The organism is Pseudomonas sp. 22490 (genome assembly GCF_052044465.1).
In the GTDB taxonomy this organism is placed as follows: Bacteria; Pseudomonadota; Gammaproteobacteria; order Pseudomonadales; family Pseudomonadaceae; genus Pseudomonas; species Pseudomonas aeruginosa.
Genome location: NZ_JBQENS010000006.1, coordinates 61,728 through 79,400, shown reverse-complemented (window position 1 = coordinate 79,400; position 17,673 = coordinate 61,728). Strand labels below are relative to the sequence as shown.

The 17,673-nt window shown below is 69.0% G+C and carries 18 protein-coding genes; 11 read left to right on the top strand and 7 right to left on the bottom strand.

All coding sequences use genetic code 11. The annotated features are described in order from the left end of the window. The first annotated feature begins 8 nt into the window (after positions 1 to 8). Complete coding sequence (locus ACTJJX_RS08620) at positions 9 to 1,151, top strand: class II histone deacetylase (protein WP_003119301.1); 1,143 nt, start codon at positions 9 to 11, stop codon at positions 1,149 to 1,151. Here the strand turns inward: ACTJJX_RS08620 and ACTJJX_RS08615 are convergent. Then, a complete protein-coding gene (locus tag ACTJJX_RS08615) occupies positions 1,136 to 1,918 on the bottom strand; it encodes a sulfite exporter TauE/SafE family protein (protein ID WP_003118316.1) in 783 nt (260 codons plus the stop codon). The genes ACTJJX_RS08620 and ACTJJX_RS08615 overlap by 16 nt on opposite strands. Positions 1,919 to 2,025: 107 nt before the next feature. On the opposite strand from ACTJJX_RS08615, the gene ACTJJX_RS08610 reads away from it, so the two are divergent. The 7 genes from ACTJJX_RS08610 to ACTJJX_RS08580 all read left to right on the top strand — a co-directional run bounded on the left by ACTJJX_RS08610 (position 2,026) and on the right by ACTJJX_RS08580 (position 9,096). Then, positions 2,026 to 2,934, top strand: coding sequence for a LysR family transcriptional regulator (locus ACTJJX_RS08610; RefSeq protein WP_003137872.1), 909 nt, complete (start codon positions 2,026 to 2,028; stop codon positions 2,932 to 2,934). A gap of 36 nt (positions 2,935 to 2,970) precedes the next feature. Next, entirely contained in the window at positions 2,971 to 4,350 is a 1,380-nt protein-coding gene (gene xseA / locus ACTJJX_RS08605; RefSeq protein WP_003105402.1) for an exodeoxyribonuclease VII large subunit, read from the top strand. 6 nt (positions 4,351 to 4,356) lie between these two features. Further along, entirely contained in the window at positions 4,357 to 5,292 is a 936-nt protein-coding gene (locus ACTJJX_RS08600; protein ID WP_003092728.1) for a LysR family transcriptional regulator, read from the top strand. A 151-nt stretch (positions 5,293 to 5,443) separates the two neighbouring features. Further along, positions 5,444 to 6,484 carry a TRAP transporter substrate-binding protein gene (locus ACTJJX_RS08595; RefSeq protein ID WP_003105399.1) on the top strand — a complete coding sequence of 347 codons (1,041 nt, stop codon included), beginning with the start codon at positions 5,444 to 5,446 and terminating at the stop codon, positions 6,482 to 6,484. Between the two features lie 74 nt (positions 6,485 to 6,558). After that, a complete protein-coding gene (locus ACTJJX_RS08590; protein ID WP_003105397.1) occupies positions 6,559 to 7,053 on the top strand; it encodes a TRAP transporter small permease in 495 nt (164 codons plus the stop codon). Next, entirely contained in the window at positions 7,050 to 8,330 is a 1,281-nt protein-coding gene (locus ACTJJX_RS08585) for a TRAP transporter large permease (RefSeq protein ID WP_003105394.1), read from the top strand. Before ACTJJX_RS08590 ends, ACTJJX_RS08585 begins: the two co-directional genes overlap by 4 nt. A gap of 4 nt (positions 8,331 to 8,334) precedes the next feature. Beyond that, positions 8,335 to 9,096, top strand: a complete 762-nt coding sequence (locus ACTJJX_RS08580; RefSeq protein ID WP_003105392.1) for a M15 family metallopeptidase — start codon at positions 8,335 to 8,337, stop codon at positions 9,094 to 9,096. Here ACTJJX_RS08580 and ACTJJX_RS08575 read toward each other — a convergent pair. After that, positions 9,093 to 10,046 (bottom strand): GlxA family transcriptional regulator, encoded by a 954-nt coding sequence (locus tag ACTJJX_RS08575; protein WP_003092735.1) that lies wholly within the window; start codon positions 10,044 to 10,046, stop codon positions 9,093 to 9,095. The genes ACTJJX_RS08580 and ACTJJX_RS08575 overlap by 4 nt on opposite strands. A 120-nt stretch (positions 10,047 to 10,166) precedes the next feature. On the opposite strand from ACTJJX_RS08575, the gene ACTJJX_RS08570 reads away from it, so the two are divergent. Next, positions 10,167 to 10,796: a cysteine hydrolase family protein gene (locus tag ACTJJX_RS08570; RefSeq protein ID WP_003105389.1), complete on the top strand. Its 630-nt coding sequence runs from the start codon at positions 10,167 to 10,169 to the stop codon at positions 10,794 to 10,796. A 36-nt stretch (positions 10,797 to 10,832) separates the two neighbouring features. Here the strand turns inward: ACTJJX_RS08570 and ACTJJX_RS08565 are convergent, their stop codons facing one another. From ACTJJX_RS08565 to ACTJJX_RS08555, 3 genes are all read right to left on the bottom strand, one after another. After that, positions 10,833 to 11,405 carry a putative natural product biosynthesis protein gene (locus ACTJJX_RS08565; protein ID WP_003105387.1) on the bottom strand — a complete coding sequence of 191 codons (573 nt, stop codon included), beginning with the start codon at positions 11,403 to 11,405 and terminating at the stop codon, positions 10,833 to 10,835. Between the two features lie 56 nt (positions 11,406 to 11,461). Continuing rightward, positions 11,462 to 11,938: a copper chaperone PCu(A)C gene (locus ACTJJX_RS08560; protein ID WP_003105385.1), complete on the bottom strand. Its 477-nt coding sequence runs from the start codon at positions 11,936 to 11,938 to the stop codon at positions 11,462 to 11,464. Positions 11,939 to 12,067: 129 nt separating this feature from the next. Continuing rightward, positions 12,068 to 12,457: a DUF2946 family protein gene (locus ACTJJX_RS08555; RefSeq protein WP_003105383.1), complete on the bottom strand. Its 390-nt coding sequence runs from the start codon at positions 12,455 to 12,457 to the stop codon at positions 12,068 to 12,070. Between the two features lie 171 nt (positions 12,458 to 12,628). Here ACTJJX_RS08555 and ACTJJX_RS08550 point away from each other — a divergent pair, with 171 nt between their 5' ends. Together ACTJJX_RS08550 and ACTJJX_RS08545 are read left to right on the top strand one after the other, a co-directional pair. Then, a complete protein-coding gene (locus ACTJJX_RS08550; protein ID WP_003105381.1) occupies positions 12,629 to 13,477 on the top strand; it encodes a M23 family metallopeptidase in 849 nt (282 codons plus the stop codon). 85 nt (positions 13,478 to 13,562) lie between these two features. Then, positions 13,563 to 13,958, top strand: a complete 396-nt coding sequence (locus tag ACTJJX_RS08545; protein WP_003092748.1) for a DUF4345 domain-containing protein — start codon at positions 13,563 to 13,565, stop codon at positions 13,956 to 13,958. 17 nt (positions 13,959 to 13,975) lie between these two features. Here the strand turns inward: ACTJJX_RS08545 and ACTJJX_RS08540 are convergent, their stop codons facing one another. Continuing rightward, positions 13,976 to 15,391, bottom strand: coding sequence for a PepSY-associated TM helix domain-containing protein (locus ACTJJX_RS08540; RefSeq protein ID WP_003105378.1), 1,416 nt, complete (start codon positions 15,389 to 15,391; stop codon positions 13,976 to 13,978). A gap of 64 nt (positions 15,392 to 15,455) precedes the next feature. After that, the gene (locus tag ACTJJX_RS08535) at positions 15,456 to 17,627 is read right to left on the bottom strand and encodes a TonB-dependent copper receptor (protein WP_016852505.1); all 2,172 of its coding nucleotides are present in this window, start codon (positions 17,625 to 17,627) and stop codon (positions 15,456 to 15,458) included. Between the last annotated feature and the right edge of the window lie 46 nt (positions 17,628 to 17,673).

Below are 17,673 nucleotides of genomic sequence, written 5' to 3'. Positions count from 1 at the left end.
TACCCGCCATGACCCGACGTACCGCTTTCTTCTTCGACGAACTCTGCCTCTGGCACGCCGCCGGCCCGCACGCGCTGACCCTGCCGGTCGGCGGCTGGGTGCAACCGCCTGCCGCCGCCGGACACGCCGAATCACCGGAAACCAAGCGCCGGCTGAAAAGCCTGCTCGACGTGTCCGGCCTGACCGCCCGCCTGCAACTGCGCAGCGCACCGCCGGCGAGCGACGAGGACCTGCTGCGCGTGCATCCGGCGCACTATCTGGAACGCTTCAAGGCGTTGAGCGACGCCGGCGGCGGCAGCCTCGGCCAGGACGCGCCGATCGGCCCGGGCAGCTACGAGATCGCCCGGCTCTCCGCCGGCCTGGCCATCGCCGCGCTGGACGCGGTGCTCGCCGGCGAGGCGGACAACGCCTACTCGCTGTCGCGGCCGCCAGGTCATCACTGCCTGCCGGACCAGGCGATGGGCTTCTGTTTCTTCGCCAACATCGCCGTGGCCATCGAGGCGGCCAAGGCGCGCCACGGCGTCGAGCGGGTCGCGGTGCTGGACTGGGACGTGCACCACGGCAACGGCACCCAGGCGATCTACTACCGGCGCGACGACGTGCTGAGCATTTCCCTGCATCAGGACGGCTGCTTCCCGCCTGGCTACAGCGGCGCCGAAGACATCGGCGAGGATCGCGGTCGTGGCTTCAACCTCAACGTGCCGCTGCTTCCCGGCGGCGGTCACGACGCCTACATGCAGGCCATGCAACGCATCGTGTTGCCGGCGCTGGAGCGCTTCCGCCCGCAATTGATCGTGGTCGCCAGTGGCTTCGACGCCAACGCGGTGGACCCGCTGGCACGCATGCAACTGCACAGCGACAGCTTCCGGGCGATGACCGCGATGATCCGCGACGCGGCCGAGCGGCATGCCGGCGGACGCCTGGTGGTGGTCCACGAAGGCGGCTACTCGGAAGCCTACGTGCCGTTCTGCGGCTTGGCTGTGATCGAAGAACTCAGCGGCGTGCGCAGCGCGGTGCGCGACCCGCTGCGCGACTTCATCGAGTTGCAGCAGCCCAACGCGGCGTTCCGCGACTTCCAGCGCCAGCGCCTCGAAGAGCTGGCCGCACAGTTCGGCCTGTGCCCGGCGCAGCCGCTTCAAGCGGCCAGGTAGCGCCCGACCAGCGCCAGGCCGCTGCACAGCACCAGCCAGGTGACCAGGCGGACGAAGGCTTCACGCGACAGACGCAGAGTCACCCGACGGCCGATCCACAGGCCCAGCGCCATGCCCGGCAGCAGGCAGGCGGCGAGCAGCCAGGGCTCGCGCGCGGCATACAGCCCGGCGAGCAGGAACAGCCCCAGGCGGACGAAGGTGCTACAACCGATCAGCGCGCTCTGGGTGGCACGCATCTGCTCCTTGCTCGCCAGGCGTCCGTTCAGGTACAGCGAATAAAGGAAGCCGCCGCTGCCGAACAACGCGCCGAACAGCCCGCCGAAGACACCGAAGGGCAACGCCCAGGTCGCCCGCCAGCGCGGCTGGCCGCGTGGCTGGAGGAACAGCGCGTAGAGCGCATAGAAACTGACGAACACGCCGAGGGCCAGCATCAGCAGCTCCGCGCGTAGCGCCAGAAGTCCGTACGCCCCGAGCGCACAGCCCAGCAGCATGCAGGGCAGCAGACGCTTGAGCTCAGTGACGGCGATCTGCCGCCGCGCCGGCAGCCAGTTGCCGAACGACGCGCTGAAATCCAGCAGGACCAGCAGCGGAATGATCTGCGACAGCGGCAGCACCCCGGCCAGCAACGGGCCGGCGACCAGCGCGGTGCCGAAGCCGGCGATGCCGAACACCACATAGGCGAGGACGATGGCCAGTTCGACCAGCAGCCATTGCCATAGGCTGAACGGCAGGGCGGCGAACAGGACTGACGGATCGAGCGAGGACATGGCGACTCCCGGAACGACGACCTGCGCACTCTAGCGAGCGCAACGGCGCGCCAGCCAATACAATCCGAGCCCTGTAGCCATCTCGAAAAGGCATGGGGAATCTTCCGATGATCTCTTTGCGGCAACTCCATTACTTCGTCGAAATCGTCGAGTCCGGCGGCTTCAGCCGTGCCGCCGAACGCCTGTTCGTCGCCCAGTCGGCGCTCAGCCGGCAGGTGCGCGAACTGGAGGACAGCATCGGCACCCCACTGCTCCGCCGCGGTCCGCGCCAGGTCGAGCTGACGCCGGCCGGTCGCGCCTTCCTGCCACGCGCGCAGCGCCTGCTCGGCGACCTGGAGGCCGCCCGGCGCCTGGCTCGCGAGGTCGGCGAAGGCGGCCATGGCCTGCTGCGCCTGGGGCACTCCAGCTCGGTGCCGCTGGTGGGCGGCCTGCAAGCGGCGCTGCGCGGCTACCTCGCGGCGCAGAGCGGCGTCCGCCTGGAACTGACCCAGCAATCCTCCGAGCAGCAACTCGCCGATCTCGCCGAAGGACGCCTGGACCTTGGCCTGCTGCGCCTGCCGGTGCTGCGCCAGCATCCCCGGCTGCACCTCCGCGCCCTGTACCGCGAGCCGTTGCTCCTGGCTCTCGCCGCCGACCATCCGCTGGCCCGGCGTGAAGCCCCCGTGGCCCTGGCCGCCCTGGCCGGAGAAACCTTCGTCTCCATTCCCCACCTGCAACGCGGCGGCCTCAGCTATCGCGCCGCCGAACTCTGCCTCGGCGCCGGTTTCTACCCACGCCCGGCGCGCGCGCTGTCGCGCAAGACCAGCCAGTTGCAACTGATCGAGGCCGGCTTCGGCGTCGCCCTGGTGCCCGCCTCGATGCGCGCCATCGCACCGCCCGCCGTGCGCTTCATGTCTCTGGCCGAGGCCGAGGCATACAGCGAGGTGGCGCTGGCCTGGCGACGCGACGATAGCCCCCTGGTGGAAGGCTTCGTCGAATATTTCCTGGAGAATCTGCCGAACGAAGCCAAGGATTGATCGCACATCCCGGTGCGCCGCCTTATCATGCCGCCCATGCGTAACGATCCCTTCCAACGGCTCGGCCTCGATCGCGAGGTGCTGACCGTCAGCCAACTGAACCAGCGCGCCCGCCTGCTGCTGGAAGACGTGTTCCCGCAGGTCTGGGTCGAGGGCGAGCTGTCCAACCTCGCCCGGCCGGCCTCCGGCCATGTCTACTTCACCCTCAAGGACAGCAACGCGCAGATCCGCTGCGCGCTGTTCCGGCAGAACGCCCTGCGCGTACGCCAGGCCTTGCGCGACGGGCTGGCGGTAAAGGTGCGCGGGAAGATCTCGCTGTTCGAGGGACGCGGCGACTACCAGTTGATTGCCGATACCGTCGAGCCGGCCGGCGACGGCGCCCTGCGCCTGGCCTTCGAGGCATTGAAGGAAAAACTCGCCGGCGAAGGCCTGTTCGCCAGCGAACGCAAGCGTCCGCTGCCCGCCCATCCGCGCCGCATCGGTATCGTCAGTTCGCCCAGCGGGGCGGTGATCCGCGACATCATCAGCGTGTTTCGCCGCCGCGCACCGCAGGTCGAGCTGACCCTGGTGCCCACCGCAGTCCAGGGCCGCGAGGCCGTCGCGCAGATCGTCCGCGCGCTGCAACTGGCCGACCGGCAGGGCTTCGACGCGCTGATCCTGGCCCGTGGCGGCGGTTCCCTGGAAGACCTCTGGTGCTTCAACGAAGAAGCGGTGGCGCGCGCCGTGGCGGCCTGCGCCACGCCGATCGTCAGCGCGGTCGGACACGAGACCGACGTATCGATCAGCGACTTCGTCGCCGACGTGCGCGCGCCGACGCCTTCGGCCGCCGCCGAACTGCTGGCGCCCAACGCCGGCGACCTGCAGCAGCGTCTCGACGGCCTGCGCCGGCGCCTGGTGCTGCGCATGCGCGACCAGTTGCTGCGCGAACGCCTGCGCCTGGAAGGCGTCGCCCGCCGCCTGCGCCATCCCGGCGAACGCCTGCGCCAGCAGGCGCAGCGCCTGGACGACCAGGACATGCGCCTGCGCCGTGCCTTCGAGCGCCAGCTGGCGGTCCGCCACGAACGCCTGGTCCGCCTGGAGACACGTCTCGCCGCACAGCATCCGGGCCGCACCCTGGCGCTGCTCCGGCAGAAGCTCGACAGCCTCGCCGCGCGCCTGCCGCGCGCCGCCCGTGAGGTACTGAAGGATCGTCGTCAGCGCCTCGAAGGACTGGCGCAGACGCTCAACGTGGTCAGCCCGCTGGCGACCCTGGGCCGCGGCTACAGCATCCTCCTCGACGAGCGTGGCCGGGCGATCCGCGATGCCGGCCAGACCCAGCCGGGACAGCGCCTGAAGGCGCGCCTGGCGGAAGGCGAACTGGAGGTGCGGGTCGAGGACAACCACCGGACGCCGGTGACCCTGTCGCTGCTGGACTGAGCCGCGATGATCCGCCTCAGCCAGCGCGCCCTGGCCTACCTCAACGAGGTGATCCACCACGGTTCTCTTCGCCGCGCCGCCCAGCACCTGAACATCGACCCCTCGGCCATCAGCCGGCAGCTCGCCAGCCTGGAGGAACATCTCGGCGTGCGCCTCCTGCAACGCACCCCGCAAGGCGTGGCGCCTACCGAGGCCGGCGAGCTGCTGGTGGCGCACTACCGCCAGCAACGGGCCAACGAAGAGGGCGTGCTGTCGCGTCTGTCGGCCCTGCAGGGGCTGCGCCAGGGCAAGGTGCGCCTGGCGGTCGGCGAGGGCTTCATCGCCGACCTGATCTCCCAGCCATTGCAGAGTTTCATCCTGCGCTACCCCGGCATCGAGCTGGAGGTCCGCATGGCCGGGGCCAACGAAGGCGTGGCGCTGGTCAAGGAAGACGCCGTCGACCTGGCCCTGGTCTACGCCCCGGTCGAGGACGGCGAGTTGGACGTGCACGTCGACACCCGCCAGCCCCTCGACCTGATCATCCCCGCCAACCATGCCCTCGCCGGACACCGCGGCGCGGTGCCGATGCGCGCGCTGCGCAACGAGTCGCTGGCGTTGATCCACAACAGCACCGGCATGGGCCAACTGGCGGTGATCGCCGCCCAACTGGAGCGCATCGAGCTAAGGCCGAAGCTGCGCACCAACTCGGTGGCGGTGCTGACCAATTTCGTCAAGTCCGGCATCGGCGTGGCCTTCATGCCGGAGTTGACGGTCAGCCACGAGATCGAGGCCGGGCATATCCGTTGCCTGCCGCTGGCCCACCCGGCGCTGCGCGACGCCCGCGCGCGGATCGTCAGCCACAAGGGCCGCGAGCTGACCGTGGCGGCGATCGCCTGCCTGGAACACCTGCGCCGCGGCATGCGCTTCTTCAGTGGCGACGCGCCCGGGCTCTCGCAGCGCTGAGGCGTTGTCTTTTTCGCATCACGTCCGGACTTGAATAGTCAACGAGACAACGGCTAGCGTTGCTTCGCTTTCGTGCGAGCACCCGGCCCCGCGCCCCGACAAGAAGTGCCGCCGATCCCCCGACCGTTCGGACTGCCATAAGGAAAACAACATGCACACGAATCCGCGCCGCGGCCTCGCCCGCCGCTTCGCCGCCGGACTGCTGGCCGCCGCCCTGGGCCTGGGCGGCAGCCTCGCCCAGGCCGCCACCACCCTCAACCTGAGCTATAACGGCGCCGCCGACAGCGAGAAGAACCTGGTGCACCTGTTCGCCAGCAACCTCAAGCGCCTGGCCGAGGAAAAGAGCGGCGGCGAACTGCAGTTCAAGCTCTACCCCAACAGCATGCTCGGCGAAGAGGAGCAGCGCATGGAACAGGTGATGACCGGCCCCGGCCTGAACATCGCCTCCTTCGCCGGGATCGCCCCGCTGTTCCCGGAGATCTACGTCAGCGCCACGCCCTTCATGTTCAAGGACGCCGCCGCGGCCCACGCCTTCTTCGACAGCGGCAGCTACTGGCAGGCCGCCCGCGAGGCCTTCCGCGAGCGCACCGGCACCGAGCTGCTGGCGGTGGTCGAGGAAGGCGGCTTCCTCAACTTCACCAACGGCAAGAAGCCGATCCACGGCCCGGCGGACTTCCAGGGCCTGCGCTTCCGCGCCATGGATCCCAGCCAGGTGGCGCTCTACGAAGCCTTCGGCGCCTCCGGCACGCCGATCCCCTGGACCGAGTTGTACATGGGCCTGCGCACCGGCGTCGCCGACGGCCAGATGAACCCGACCTCCTACATCATCCTCGGCAGCCTCTACCAGGTGCAGAAGTACCTGACCCTGGCCAACATCCAGTACTCCGACCAGTTCCTGGTGGCCAACGGCGATCTGCTCGCCAGCCTCCCGGCAAAGGAGCGCCAGGCCCTGCTCGACGCCGCCGCCGAAGCCACCCGGCTGAACCGCGAGGCGGTCGCTGCCCAGCAGGAGCGCGACCTCGCGTTCCTCAAGGAAAAGGGCATGCAGATCATCCAGCCGTCCGCCGATGACCTCGCCGCCTTCCGCGAGAAAGGCCAGCCGTCCTACCTGGCCTGGCTGAAGACCCAGGACATCGAGCCGCGCTGGACCGAGATGGCCTTCCGCGACGCCGGTCTCGCCACCGCCCCCTGACCTTCGCGCGTTGCCCCCCCGACGGCCGCTGCCGTCGGCCGGGCGCGCCTGTCCGACTTTCCGGAGTACCTCCCATGCCGTCATTGCTCAAGGGCATGCGCGCCGCGTTGCTGAACCTCGCCACGCTGCTGTTGCTGCTCGACCTGGTCCTGCTCATCTACGGCGTGTTCGCCCGCTACCTGCTCGGCAGCTCGCCGATCTGGATGGACGAACTGGCCCGCTACCTCATCATCGGCGCAGTAATGCTGGCGCTCGGCGCGGTATGGATGGAAGGCGGGCACATGCGCGTCAACCTGCTGGAACAACGCCTGCCGCCGCGCCTGGCGCAGGCCCTCAGGCTCTACCAGTGGCTGCTGGCGCTGGCCTTCTTCGCCTTCGCCGCCTGGGTCAGCACCCGCTACGCGCTGAACGCCGGGCGCTTCCGCAGCCTCGGCCTGGGCGTCAGCCGCACCTGGCCGTTGCTCAGCCTGCCGCTCGGCTTCGGCCTGCTGACCCTCATGCTGTTGCTCCAGGGGCCCTGGCCGCGGCAGCCGGCCAGCACCACCGTCGAGGGAGGGTCGCAGGCATGATGGCCATCGCCATGATCGCAGCCTTCGTGGTCAACCTCCTGCTCGGCCTGCCGCTGTTCCTCTGCCTGCTGCTCACCGCGCTGGTGGGGTTCCTCTTCGTCGACCCGGCGCTGTTCGCCAACACCCTGCCGCAGCGCTTCTTCGGCGGCATGGACATCTTCTCGCTGATGGCGATCCCGCTGTTCGTGCTGGCCGGCAACCTGATGAACCATTCCGGCATGACCCCGCGCCTGATGCGCCTGGCCAACGCCCTGGTCGGCCACTTCCGCGGCGGCCTCGGCCACGTCAACGTGGTCGCCGGGGTGTTCTTCGCCGGGGTCAACGGGTCCGCCGCGGCCGACGCTTCGGCACTCAGCACCCTGCTGGTGCCGGCCATGGAAAAGGAAGGCTACTCGCGGCGCTTCGCCGCCGGGCTGACCGCGGGCAGCTCGCTGATCGGTCCGATCATCCCGCCGAGCATCTTCATGATCCTCTACTCCTCGCTGACCAACACCTCGGTGGGCGAGCTGTTCCTCGCCGGGGTGATTCCCGGCCTGCTGCTGGCCGCCGCCTTCATGCTGCTGAACGCGGTGTACGCCTACCGCAACGGGCTGCAGGCGCGCCATGCGGCTCCGGCCTGGGGCGAGATCCTGGCGGCGCTGTCCGGCGCCCTGACCGCGCTGATCGCGCCGGTGATCATCGTCGCCGGAATCGTCCTGGGACTGGTCACGCCCACCGAGTCGGGCGCCCTGATCGCTCTCTACGTGGCACTGGTCGGTCTGCTCCAGCGCCAACTTAGCCTGGTCGGGCTGTGGAACTCGCTGCGCGAGACGGTACGCCTGACCGCCAGCATCTACGTGATCATCGCCGCCGCTTCGGTGGTCAACTGGTTGCTCAACTACGCCCAGGTCGCCAGCGAGTTCGCCCAGTTGCTGGAGCCGTTCGGCCACTCGCCGACCCTGATGCTGTTCATCATCAGCGCGGTGATCTTCGTCTGCGGCATGCTCATGGAAGAAGTCTCGGTACTGATGCTGCTGACGCCGATAGTCGCTCCGGTGGCGCTGGCCGCCGGCGTGGATCCGGTGCACCTGGGGCTGATCTTCACCCTGAACATCACCATCGCCCTGATCACCCCGCCAATGGGCGCCTGCCTGTTCATCGTGGCGACCATCAGCCGCCTCGATATCCTGGAAATGTTCAAGGGTATCTGGCCGTTCATCCTCGTGGCCCTGGGGGTGCTGTCGCTGCTGATCCTGTTCCCGTCCCTGACCCTGTGGCTGCCACGCCTGCTCAATTGACGCCATGACCGACTTCACCCAAGCCATCCCCGTTCTCCCGGAGCCCGACTGGCACGCCGTGGCCGGCATCCCCATCGTCGATGCCGGCACGCCGCTGGAGGCGCTCGGGCTGAGCCGCGAGTTCAGCGTCTGGCCGGCCTACCACAAGCTCGGCATTCCTCACGCGATCCCGGAGTGCCACGCTCGCGGCGAGGTCTTCGAGCGTCTCCTGCGGGTCGCCGCCGCCCTCCCCGGCGGCGTGCGCCTGGTGGTGCTGGACGCCTGGCGGCCGTTCGCCGTGCAGCAGTATCTCTACGACAGCCTGTCCAGCGCCCTGGCCGCGCACTACCCACGGGCCGGCGAGGCCGAGCTGGAACGGCTCACCCGCCAGTTCGTCTCGCCGCCGAGCAGCAGCCGCGAGGCGCCCAGCCCGCATCTCACCGGCGGCGCGGTGGACGTCACCCTGTGCGACGCCCAGGGCCGCTGGCTGGACATGGGCAGCGCCTTCGACGAAGCCGTTCCGGCCTCCTACACCGCCTACTTCGAACGCCTGGCGGAGCCCGACACGCGCCAGCGACGCGTCCGCGATCACCGTCGCCTGCTCTATCACGCGATGCTCGACGCCGGTTTCAGCAACCTGCCCAGCGAATGGTGGCACTACGATTTCGGCGACCAGCTCTGGGCCTGGCACACCGGCGCGACGCAGGCGCTGTTCGGCCCGGTGCAGTTGCAGGCGATGGACGCGCTCTGGCGCCAGCAGTTGCAGAAGCGCCCTCCGGCGGACTAGGAGGCGAAGGCGCGCCGGTAGCCCAGCGGCGGCAGGCCGAACGCGGCGGAGAACTGCTGGCGCAACGACACCGCCGAACCGAAGCCGGCCAGCCCGGCGATCGCCTGCACCGAATGCTCGGTGGTTTCCAGCAGGCGCTGGGCCAGGGCCAGGCGTTCGGCCTGCAGCCACTGGTTGACGGTGGTGCCGGTGAGCTGGCGGAAATGCCGGGTGAAGGTCCGCCGGCTCATCAGCACCCGCTGTGCCAGGCTGTCCAGGCTGTGCGCCTGGTCGAGGTTCTGCCGCAGCCACACCAGCAGCTCGCCGAGACGGCCGTCCTGGGCACTGTCCGGCAGCGGCTGCTCGATGAACTGGGCCTGGCCGCCCTGTCGATGCGGCGCCACCACCAGGCGCCGGGCCAGGTGATTGGTAGTCTGCGCACCGAGCCGCTGGCGGACCAGGTGCAGACAGCAGTCGATGCCGGCGACGGTGCCTGCCGAGGTCAGCAGGCCGTCGTCCTCGATGTACAGCACGTCGGGCTCCACCCGCACCGCAGGGAAGCGCCCGGCGAAATCCTCCGCCCACATCCAGTGGGTGGTGGCGCGGCGACCGTCGAGCAACCCGGCCTCGGCCAGCACGAAGGCCCCCAGGCACAAGCCCACCAGTTGCGCTCCGCGTGCACGGGCCGCGATCAACGCATCCAGCAGCGCTTGTGGCGGACGCTCGTGTGGATCGCGCCAGCTCGGCACGATCACGGTCTGCGCCTCGGCCAGCGCTTCCAGCCCGGCCTCGGCCTCGATGGTGAACCCCACCGTGGTTCGCAGCCGGCCCGGCTCGGCGGCGCAGACACGCAGGTCGAAGGCCTGCGCGCAGGGGTCGTAGCACTCCTGGCCGAACACCAGGCAGGGCACCGACAGGTGGAACGGACTGATGCGGTCGAAGGCCACCACGGCCACGGACTGGCGGGACATGCGCACCTCGGTGGGTATGAGCGGGTTGGCCCGATTCTAGCGAAAGTTGTCTCTCAGGCCACTCACTCGCTACGCCGCGCCGGGACCAGAATCTGCCTCACCCACTCAGGAGGAAACGCCATGTCCGCACGTCAACCCAAACGCGCCTTGCTGGTCATCGACGTACAGAACGAATACGTCAGCGGCAACCTGCGTATCGAATTTCCCGCCATCCAATCGTCGCTGGAACGCATCGGCGCCGCCATGGATGCCGCCCACGCGGCGGGCATCCCGATCGTCGTGGTGCAGCACCTGGCACCGGCGGACTCGCCGTTGTTCGCGCGCGGCAGCCGGCAGGCCGAGCTGCACGAGGTGGTCGCCTCGCGGCCCTACCAGCACAAGGTGGAAAAGCAACTGGCCAGTTCCTTCGTCGGCACCGGGCTGGCCGACTGGCTGCGCGAGCGCGACATCGACACCCTCGCCGTGGTCGGCTACATGACCCAGCACTGCGACGACTCGACCATCCGCCAGGCGATCCACGAAGGCTGGCAGGTGGAATACCTGCACGACGCCAGCGGCTCGGTGCCCTACCGCAACCGCGCCGGCCAGGCCAGCGCGGAAGAGATCCACCGGATCTTCGGCATCGTCCTGCAGTCCTCCTTCGCCGCCGTGCTCAGCACCGAGGAGTGGCTGGAAAGCCTCGCCGGCCGGCACGTTCCGGAACGCGACAACATCTACGACTCCAACCAGCGAGCCCTGGCCAACCGCTGAAACGGCGCCGCCCCCCCCACGCGGGGCGGCGAGCGCTCAGCCGACCAGCGAGCCGCGCGCCGGCAACGGCTTCCAGCCCGGGAACTCGCGCAGCCGCGGGTCGGGCACCGCGCAATAGGCGAATGTCCAGTTCGGCGCCGGCAGGTCCAGGCGCTCCAGCGGCACACGCGTGCCGGCGCCGGCCTGCGGCGCCTTCCAGTCCTGGGTGATGTGCACACCGCCCTGGCTGGCCAGGAGGATGCCGCGGTTGGCGCTGGTGTCGTCCACCGTCCAGCGCGCGGCGGAGGCGTCCATCAGCACCTCCAGATGCTCGTCGGTCACCTTGGCGCCGAACGGCGACTGCAACAGCCAGCAGTACAGGCGCAGGTGCATCGCCCAGTTCCAGGCGGCCTTCTGCTCGGCCGCCCATTGCAGGAAACCACGGAGGATGGTCAGGCCATCCGGCGGATCGATCTTCAGCAGTTCCGGGCAAAGGTCGTAGAGATGGTGCCAGGCGCTGCTCAGGCGCTTGTTGAGCTGGTCCGGACGCAGGGTGGAGTTCTTCGGCGGCAGGCCGGGAGCCACCACCAGGCCGGTCTGCGCCGGCAAGGGATATCTGTTGCTGTTCATGCTCTGAACCTCGCACGCAAAGGCGGGGCGCCGGGCGCCCCTGCTCGACACGGCGCTCAGTGGCCGTGCTGCTCGTGCCCGCCCTGTTCGGCCGGCGCCTTGGACTCGACGACGATTTCCACCGGCACGTCGCCGGCCTTGCGGAAATGCAGCGTCAGCGGGAAGCGCTCGCCGGCCACCAGTGGCTGCTTCAGGCCCATCAGCATCAGGTGGTAGCCGCCGGGAGCGAAGCGCAGGTCCTTGCCTGGTGCGACGTCGACGCTGTCGACTTTCTGCATGCTCATCATGCCGTTCTTGTGCACATGCTCGTGCACCTCGGCGGAAGCCGCGCGCGGCGTGTCGGCGCCAAGCAGGGTGTCGTTTTCCTTGCCGTGGTTCTGCACCACGAAGTAGGCCGCGCCGTTCGGCGAGGTCGGCGGCAGGGCCAGCGCCCAGGGATGCTCGATGTGCAGCTGGCCGGCGTTGTACTCGTGGGCCTGGGCGAAAGCGGAAACGGCCAGCAGGGCCGCGGCAGCAAAGAAGGATGTGCGCATGGTGACTCTCCAGTAGCGTATGACCGGTCTTTTTCCGTCGGACCGGCGATTCCAGGGGGGAAGCTAGGGTATTGCGCCGCGACCTGCCCCGACCCGAAGGTCCAGGTTGTCGAAGGCGCGGGGGAGGAGTCAGGCGACAGGAGAAGCGCGCGGATTGGCGAGGCGCCAATAGCGCAGGGGAGGCAGGTCGGTGGCGGAGAAGGCGTTACGGGCCGGGCTGGCCAGCGGCGCCAGCGGCAATGCCGGCCAGGAGGCGACCAGTCCGGGCGTGCCGGCGGCGCCGGCGCAGCAGCAGAGGTGCGGGGCCAGGCTCTCGTGGTCGTCGGGAAGATCGATGTCCTTGAGCGCGGCACCCAGCTTCAGGCGCAGCAGCGAATCGGACGAGGTGCTGCAGAAGCCGCCGAGCAGCAACGAGGCGCGCTCCTGCGTCGTCAGCGCCTGCGAAAGCGGCACCACGAACAGGTTCATCAGCACGGCCAGGCTGGCCAGCCAGGCCACGGGGCGCCGTGACAGGGGCATCGTCGGTTCTCCGGAGAATGGGCCCTTTATGCCTGAGCGCGGGGCAAAAGTAAAAACGCCGGGCGCGACAGAGTGCCGCAGGTGAAAACGTTTGCAACCCTTGCGGGCTTTCCCCCGCCGCGCTCTTCCGCCAGCATAGACGGCTTTGACGCCCGACGAGTCGAGAAGCCGATGCCCCGCACCCTAGCCTTCGTTTCCACGCTGTTGCTCGCCGCTTTCTGCGCCCTGCCCACCCAGGCCGACAGCTTCATCATGCGCCTGCTGAACAAGCCGGTGCCCGGCGGGGTGGCGGTGGTCGACCTCGGCGAGGAAGGCCCGCCGCCGCGGGCCTTCTACCAGGGCAAGCCGGTGCTGGTGGTGCGCGAGGAAGGCCGCCGCTGGATCGCCGTGGTCGGCATCCCGCTGAGCACCAAGCCCGGCCCGCAGAAGCTGGAAGTGCGAGCGGCGACCGGCAACCACGAGGAACGCTTCAGCGTCGGCAGCAAGCACTACCGCGAGCAGCGCATCACCCTGAAGAACAAGCGCCAGGTCAATCCGCTGCCGGAAGACCTCAAGCGCATCGAACGCGAACTCGCCGAGCAGACCGCCGCCTACCGCCGCTTCAGTCCCGGCCTGCCCAGCAACCTGATGCTCGACAAGCCGGTCGACGGTCCGCTCTCCAGCCCCTTCGGCCTGCGCCGCTTCTTCAACGGCGAAGAGCGCAACCCGCATTCCGGTCTAGACTTCGCGGTACCGGCCGGTACGCCGATCAAGGCGCCGGCGGCCGGCAAGGTGATCCTCATCGGCGACTACTTCTTCAATGGCAAGACGGTGTTCGTCGACCATGGCCAGGGCTTCATCAGCATGTTCTGCCACCTGTCGAAGATCGACGTGAAGCTCGGCCAGCAGGTGCCGCGCGGCGGCGTACTCGGCAAGGTCGGCGCCACCGGCAGGGCCACCGGACCGCACATGCACTGGAACGTCAGCCTGAACGACGCGCGAGTCGACCCGGCAATCTTCATCGGTGCCTTCCAGCCCTGAGAAGTGAGCAACGCGGCACCGGCTGAGGTCAGAAGGAACAGGGGGCGCGTCGATGCGCCCCTTTCATGACCAAGGGAGACACCGCATGACTCACCCGCTTCGCCTGCTCTGGCTGTGCTCGGCACTGTTCGTGGTCCTCGGCCTGGGCTTCGTCTTCTTCCCCGGCCCGCTCGCCTCCCTGCTCACCAGCGGCGAACCGCTCACCCCCGCCGCCCTCACCGACCTGCGCGCCAGCTACGGCGGCACCAGCTTCGGCATCGGCCTGCTGCTCGGCTATGCCGCCCTGCGCCCCCGCTACCTGGTGCTCGGCCTGCTCGCCGCCCTGGCGGTGATCGCCAGCGGCGGCGCGGCGCGTCTCTACGGTGTGCTGATCGACGCCTCGCCGGCGCTAACCACCTTCCTCTGGCTCGGCGCCGAGGCGCTGCTCTGCGTGCTGTTGCTGGCGGCACTCTGGAAGACCCGCCAGCTCGACCTCGACTGAGCGCCGGGCAGCAGGTCTCAAGCCAGGACCCGGCGAACCGCCGGCAGCCGCGACAGCACCAGCCAGTCCAGCGCCCAGACCAGCAGGAGCGAGGCCCCCACCAACGGGAAGGCCACGCCCAGCGCCAGCATGATGGCGATGCCGCTCTTCCAGCGCGGCAGCTCGTGGCGCAGCGGCGGCACGCCAAGGCGTCCGGCCGGCTTGCGCTTCCACCAGATCCACAGGCCGCTCGCCGAGCTGAGCAGGATCGCCAGGCAGACCGCGAGCATCAGCAACTGGTTGCCGAGGCCGAAGAGCTTGCCTTCGTGCAGCACGACGCCCATCTGCACGCTCCTCGCCACCGCGTTGTAGTCCTGCCAACGCACGTCGGCGAGAACCTTGCCGCTGTACTGGTCGATGTGCAGGGTGGCGTCGTGGCGCGGATCGTCGGGGAACACGGAAATCGTGTAGACCCCCTCCATCCCGCTCGGCAGGGCGATCCCGTAGCCCGCCGCCACGCCGCGCTCGCGGGCGATATCCACCACCCTTTGCAGAGGGATGCCCGCCGGCATCGGCATGTCCATCGGCATCGCGTGCCCGGCCTGGGCGGAATGCCCGCGATGCTCGGCATGGGCGTCGGCCGCCGGCGGCTGCGAGCGCGGCAGCGGAGTGTTCTCCAGCGGCCAGGGCACCTGCTGGCGCGACGCGCTGTTGAGGCTACCGGCCTGCATGTCGGAGGTCGGCACATCGTTCCACATCGCCGCCGGGAAGCGGTTCCAGACATCGGCGAACTGCTTGCCCCAGTAGCCGGTCCAGGTCATCCCGCTGAGCAGCATGAACAGCAACAGCAGGCTGCCCCAGAAACCGGCGAGCACATGTAGCTCGCGCCACAGCGGTCGTCCGCGCAGGTGCAGGCGCGGCCAGAACAGCGCGCTCGCCGCCCGCCCGCGCGGCCACCACAGATAGAGACCGGAGACCACCAGGACGATGCCCCAGCCGGCGGCCAGCTCGATCAGCCGGTCGCCGACGGTCCCGACCATCAGCTCGCCATGCAGTGCCCGGGCCACCGCCTGGAGATTCAGCTGCGCATCCTGGCGGCCGAGTTCGCGCCCGCTGTAGGGATCGACGAAGAGGTTCCATTGCCTGCCCTCTTCGCCAATCACGAATTGCGCGCTGCGCCCCGCCTCGCTCGGCGGCAGGTACTGGCTGACGGCGGCCTGCGGGTGCGCCTGGCGCACCCCGGCGAGCAACTGGTCGGCGCTGCGCATCTGCGCACCGGCCTCGACCCGCAGCAGTTGCGGATAGAGCAGCGCATCCAGTTGCGGCTTGAACAGGTAGACGATTCCGGTCAGCGCCAGCAGGATCATGAAGGGCGCGACGAACAGGCCAGCGTAGAAATGCCAGCGCCAGGCCAGCGCGTAGAAGTCACGGCCGTTCTTTTCGTTCGATTGCATGGATCACCTCATCGGAGCGCACACAGGCAAGGCGGGCCCCGCTGGACGGGGCCTCGTTGAAGGTTCAGAAGCTGAAGTCGACCTTGGTCCAGAAGGTCCGGCCCGGCTCGGGAACCGTTTCGTTGGCGGAGAAACCGAAGCCGGCGTCGCCGGCCTTGTTCAGGTGCTCGGTGTAATCCTTGTCGAACAGGTTATCGACACCGGCGCTCAGCTTGACGTTGCGAGTCACCCGGTAGGCGCCGTTGAGCGAGAAGACGCCGAAGCCGGCGCTCTTGTCGAAGTCCTTGCCGACCACGTTGCCCTGGTCCCTGGCGATGCGATTCTGCGGCGCGACCACCCGCCACAGGCTGCCGGCACTCCAGTCGCCTTCCTCGTAGGTCAGGCCGAAGCGCGCTTCCAGCGGCGGGATCTGCGGCAGCGCGCGGTCGTCGGAGCTGTTCTTGCCCCAGGCATAGGCCAGGCTGGCGTCGGTCTTCCAGTTGCCGGTGAGCTGGTAGGAAGCGCCCAGCTCGCCGCCCATGATCCGCGCGTCGACGTTGGTCGCCTGGGTCGAGGAACCCATCATGCCCTCGCGATAGCTGAACAGGATGAAGTCCTGGACCACCCCGACGTAGCCGGAGGCCCAGGCCTGCAGCTTGTCGCCGTTGTACTGGAGGCCGAAGTCGAGCTGGGTGGTCTTTTCCGGCTTGATCTTGTCGAAGGCGTTGACCGACCCGTTCGGCCCGCGCTTGGGCGAGAACAGCTCCCAGTAGTCGGGGAAGCGCTCGGCATGGCCGAGGCCGGCGTAGAGGGTGGTCGGCGAGTCGGCGAGGTCGTGCTCGTAGCGCACGAAGCCGCTGGGCAGGGTATCGGCGCGGGTGTCGTTGGCCGTCGGGTTGGCCATGGCGTGGCTCATGTGCCCGGACTTCAGGGTCTGCCGGTAGTCCTTGACCGAGGCGCGGTCCAGGCGCAACCCGCCGATCAGCCGGTCGCGCTCGGCGGCGAACCAGGTCAGTTCGCCGAAGGCCCCGTAGTTGTGGAACACCGCGTCCTTGTTCCAGGGGAACTGGTCGGCGTCGGTGTAGTAGTCGGTCATCATGTCGTACTTGGAGCCGCGCGCGCGGTGCTCGTTGCGCATGGCGTCGACCCCGGTGACCAGCTTGAAGTCGTCCCAGCGCCAGGTGGCCGCCAGGCGACCGCCGAGGGTGCGTCGGTCCACCTGGGACGCCATCGGCATGGGCATCATGCTGGATGGGTCGGGAGTGCGCAGGCGGAAGTTGTCCATGATGTGGTCGGCGTAGTTGTAGTAGACCTGTGCCTCGACCTTCTCCAGCACATCGCTGACGTTCGATTTGACGAAGCGCAGGCCCAGGCTCTCGCGCTTGAACTGCGAGCCGTCCATGCCGCGCCCGGCGTAGCGTGCCTCGCCGTCGCCCTTGCCGGCGGTGAGTTCGATCAGGGTGTCCTCGTCGGGGGTCCAGCCGACCGCGACGTCGCCGTTCCACTTCTTCCAGCGCGACGGCACGGTATTCCCGGCGCCGTCCTCGTAATCGTCGGACTGCGCGTGGTTGCCGGTGAAGCGCAGGTAGCCGAGCCGGTTGCCGGCGGCGGCGTCCAGCACCTTGTCGAAGCGGCCATTGGAGCCGGCCAGCAGGCTGGCGTTGACCCGCGAGCCGAGTTCGCCGAAGCGCTCCGGCTCACGCTCGAAGAGGATCGTCCCGGCCGACGCGCCCGGCCCCCAGAGCACCGTCTGCGGGCCCTTGATCACGGTGAGCTTGTCGTAGGTTTCCGGCGAGATGTAGGAGGTCGGCGCGTCCATCCGGTTCGGACAGGCACCGAGCATCATGCCGCCGTTGGTGAGGATGTTCAGGCGCGAACCGAACATCCCGCGCAGCACCGGGTCGCCGTTGCTGCCGCCGTTGCGGATCACCGCGAAGCCGGGAATGGTCTTCAGGTAGTCGGCCCCATCGCTGGCCGGCACCGGTTGGCGCGGCTCCTTGGGATTGGTGACAATGGTCAGCGGCGAACTCTGGGCGACTCCGGTGACCACGCTCGGCGCCAGCTCCACGGCGTGATCCTGGTACTGTGAGTGTTCCTCGGCCAGGAGCGCCGACGGAGACAGGGCCAGGCCGCACAGAGCGGCGAAGGCTCCCGCCCAGCGGCGGCGTTGTGCGAGACGGGCAGGGTCGAAGCTGAAAGCGGCGGTCGGGCAGGCGTTGCCGGCCGCTCGTTGTTGAGTAGACATACGTTTTTCCATGATCTATGTGACTTCCGCCCCGCCCCCACGGCGAGCAGGCACGCGG

Excerpts from the sequence above, each read along its gene's own strand:
- ACTJJX_RS08620 (WP_003119301.1), top strand. The coding sequence starts at position 9 with ATGACCCGACGTACCGCTTTCTTCTTCGACGAACTCTGCCTCTGGCAC.
- ACTJJX_RS08615 (WP_003118316.1), bottom strand. The coding sequence starts at position 1,918 with ATGTCCTCGCTCGATCCGTCAGTCCTGTTCGCCGCCCTGCCGTTCAGC.
- ACTJJX_RS08610 (WP_003137872.1), top strand. The coding sequence starts at position 2,026 with ATGATCTCTTTGCGGCAACTCCATTACTTCGTCGAAATCGTCGAGTCC.
- xseA (WP_003105402.1), top strand. The coding sequence starts at position 2,971 with ATGCGTAACGATCCCTTCCAACGGCTCGGCCTCGATCGCGAGGTGCTG.
- ACTJJX_RS08600 (WP_003092728.1), top strand. The coding sequence starts at position 4,357 with ATGATCCGCCTCAGCCAGCGCGCCCTGGCCTACCTCAACGAGGTGATC.
- ACTJJX_RS08595 (WP_003105399.1), top strand. The coding sequence starts at position 5,444 with ATGCACACGAATCCGCGCCGCGGCCTCGCCCGCCGCTTCGCCGCCGGA.
- ACTJJX_RS08590 (WP_003105397.1), top strand. The coding sequence starts at position 6,559 with ATGCCGTCATTGCTCAAGGGCATGCGCGCCGCGTTGCTGAACCTCGCC.
- ACTJJX_RS08585 (WP_003105394.1), top strand. The coding sequence starts at position 7,050 with ATGATGGCCATCGCCATGATCGCAGCCTTCGTGGTCAACCTCCTGCTC.
- ACTJJX_RS08580 (WP_003105392.1), top strand. The coding sequence starts at position 8,335 with ATGACCGACTTCACCCAAGCCATCCCCGTTCTCCCGGAGCCCGACTGG.
- ACTJJX_RS08575 (WP_003092735.1), bottom strand. The coding sequence starts at position 10,046 with ATGTCCCGCCAGTCCGTGGCCGTGGTGGCCTTCGACCGCATCAGTCCG.
- ACTJJX_RS08570 (WP_003105389.1), top strand. The coding sequence starts at position 10,167 with ATGTCCGCACGTCAACCCAAACGCGCCTTGCTGGTCATCGACGTACAG.
- ACTJJX_RS08565 (WP_003105387.1), bottom strand. The coding sequence starts at position 11,405 with ATGAACAGCAACAGATATCCCTTGCCGGCGCAGACCGGCCTGGTGGTG.
- ACTJJX_RS08560 (WP_003105385.1), bottom strand. The coding sequence starts at position 11,938 with ATGCGCACATCCTTCTTTGCTGCCGCGGCCCTGCTGGCCGTTTCCGCT.
- ACTJJX_RS08555 (WP_003105383.1), bottom strand. The coding sequence starts at position 12,457 with ATGCCCCTGTCACGGCGCCCCGTGGCCTGGCTGGCCAGCCTGGCCGTG.
- ACTJJX_RS08550 (WP_003105381.1), top strand. The coding sequence starts at position 12,629 with ATGCCCCGCACCCTAGCCTTCGTTTCCACGCTGTTGCTCGCCGCTTTC.
- ACTJJX_RS08545 (WP_003092748.1), top strand. The coding sequence starts at position 13,563 with ATGACTCACCCGCTTCGCCTGCTCTGGCTGTGCTCGGCACTGTTCGTG.
- ACTJJX_RS08540 (WP_003105378.1), bottom strand. The coding sequence starts at position 15,391 with ATGCAATCGAACGAAAAGAACGGCCGTGACTTCTACGCGCTGGCCTGG.
- ACTJJX_RS08535 (WP_016852505.1), bottom strand. The coding sequence starts at position 17,627 with ATGGAAAAACGTATGTCTACTCAACAACGAGCGGCCGGCAACGCCTGC.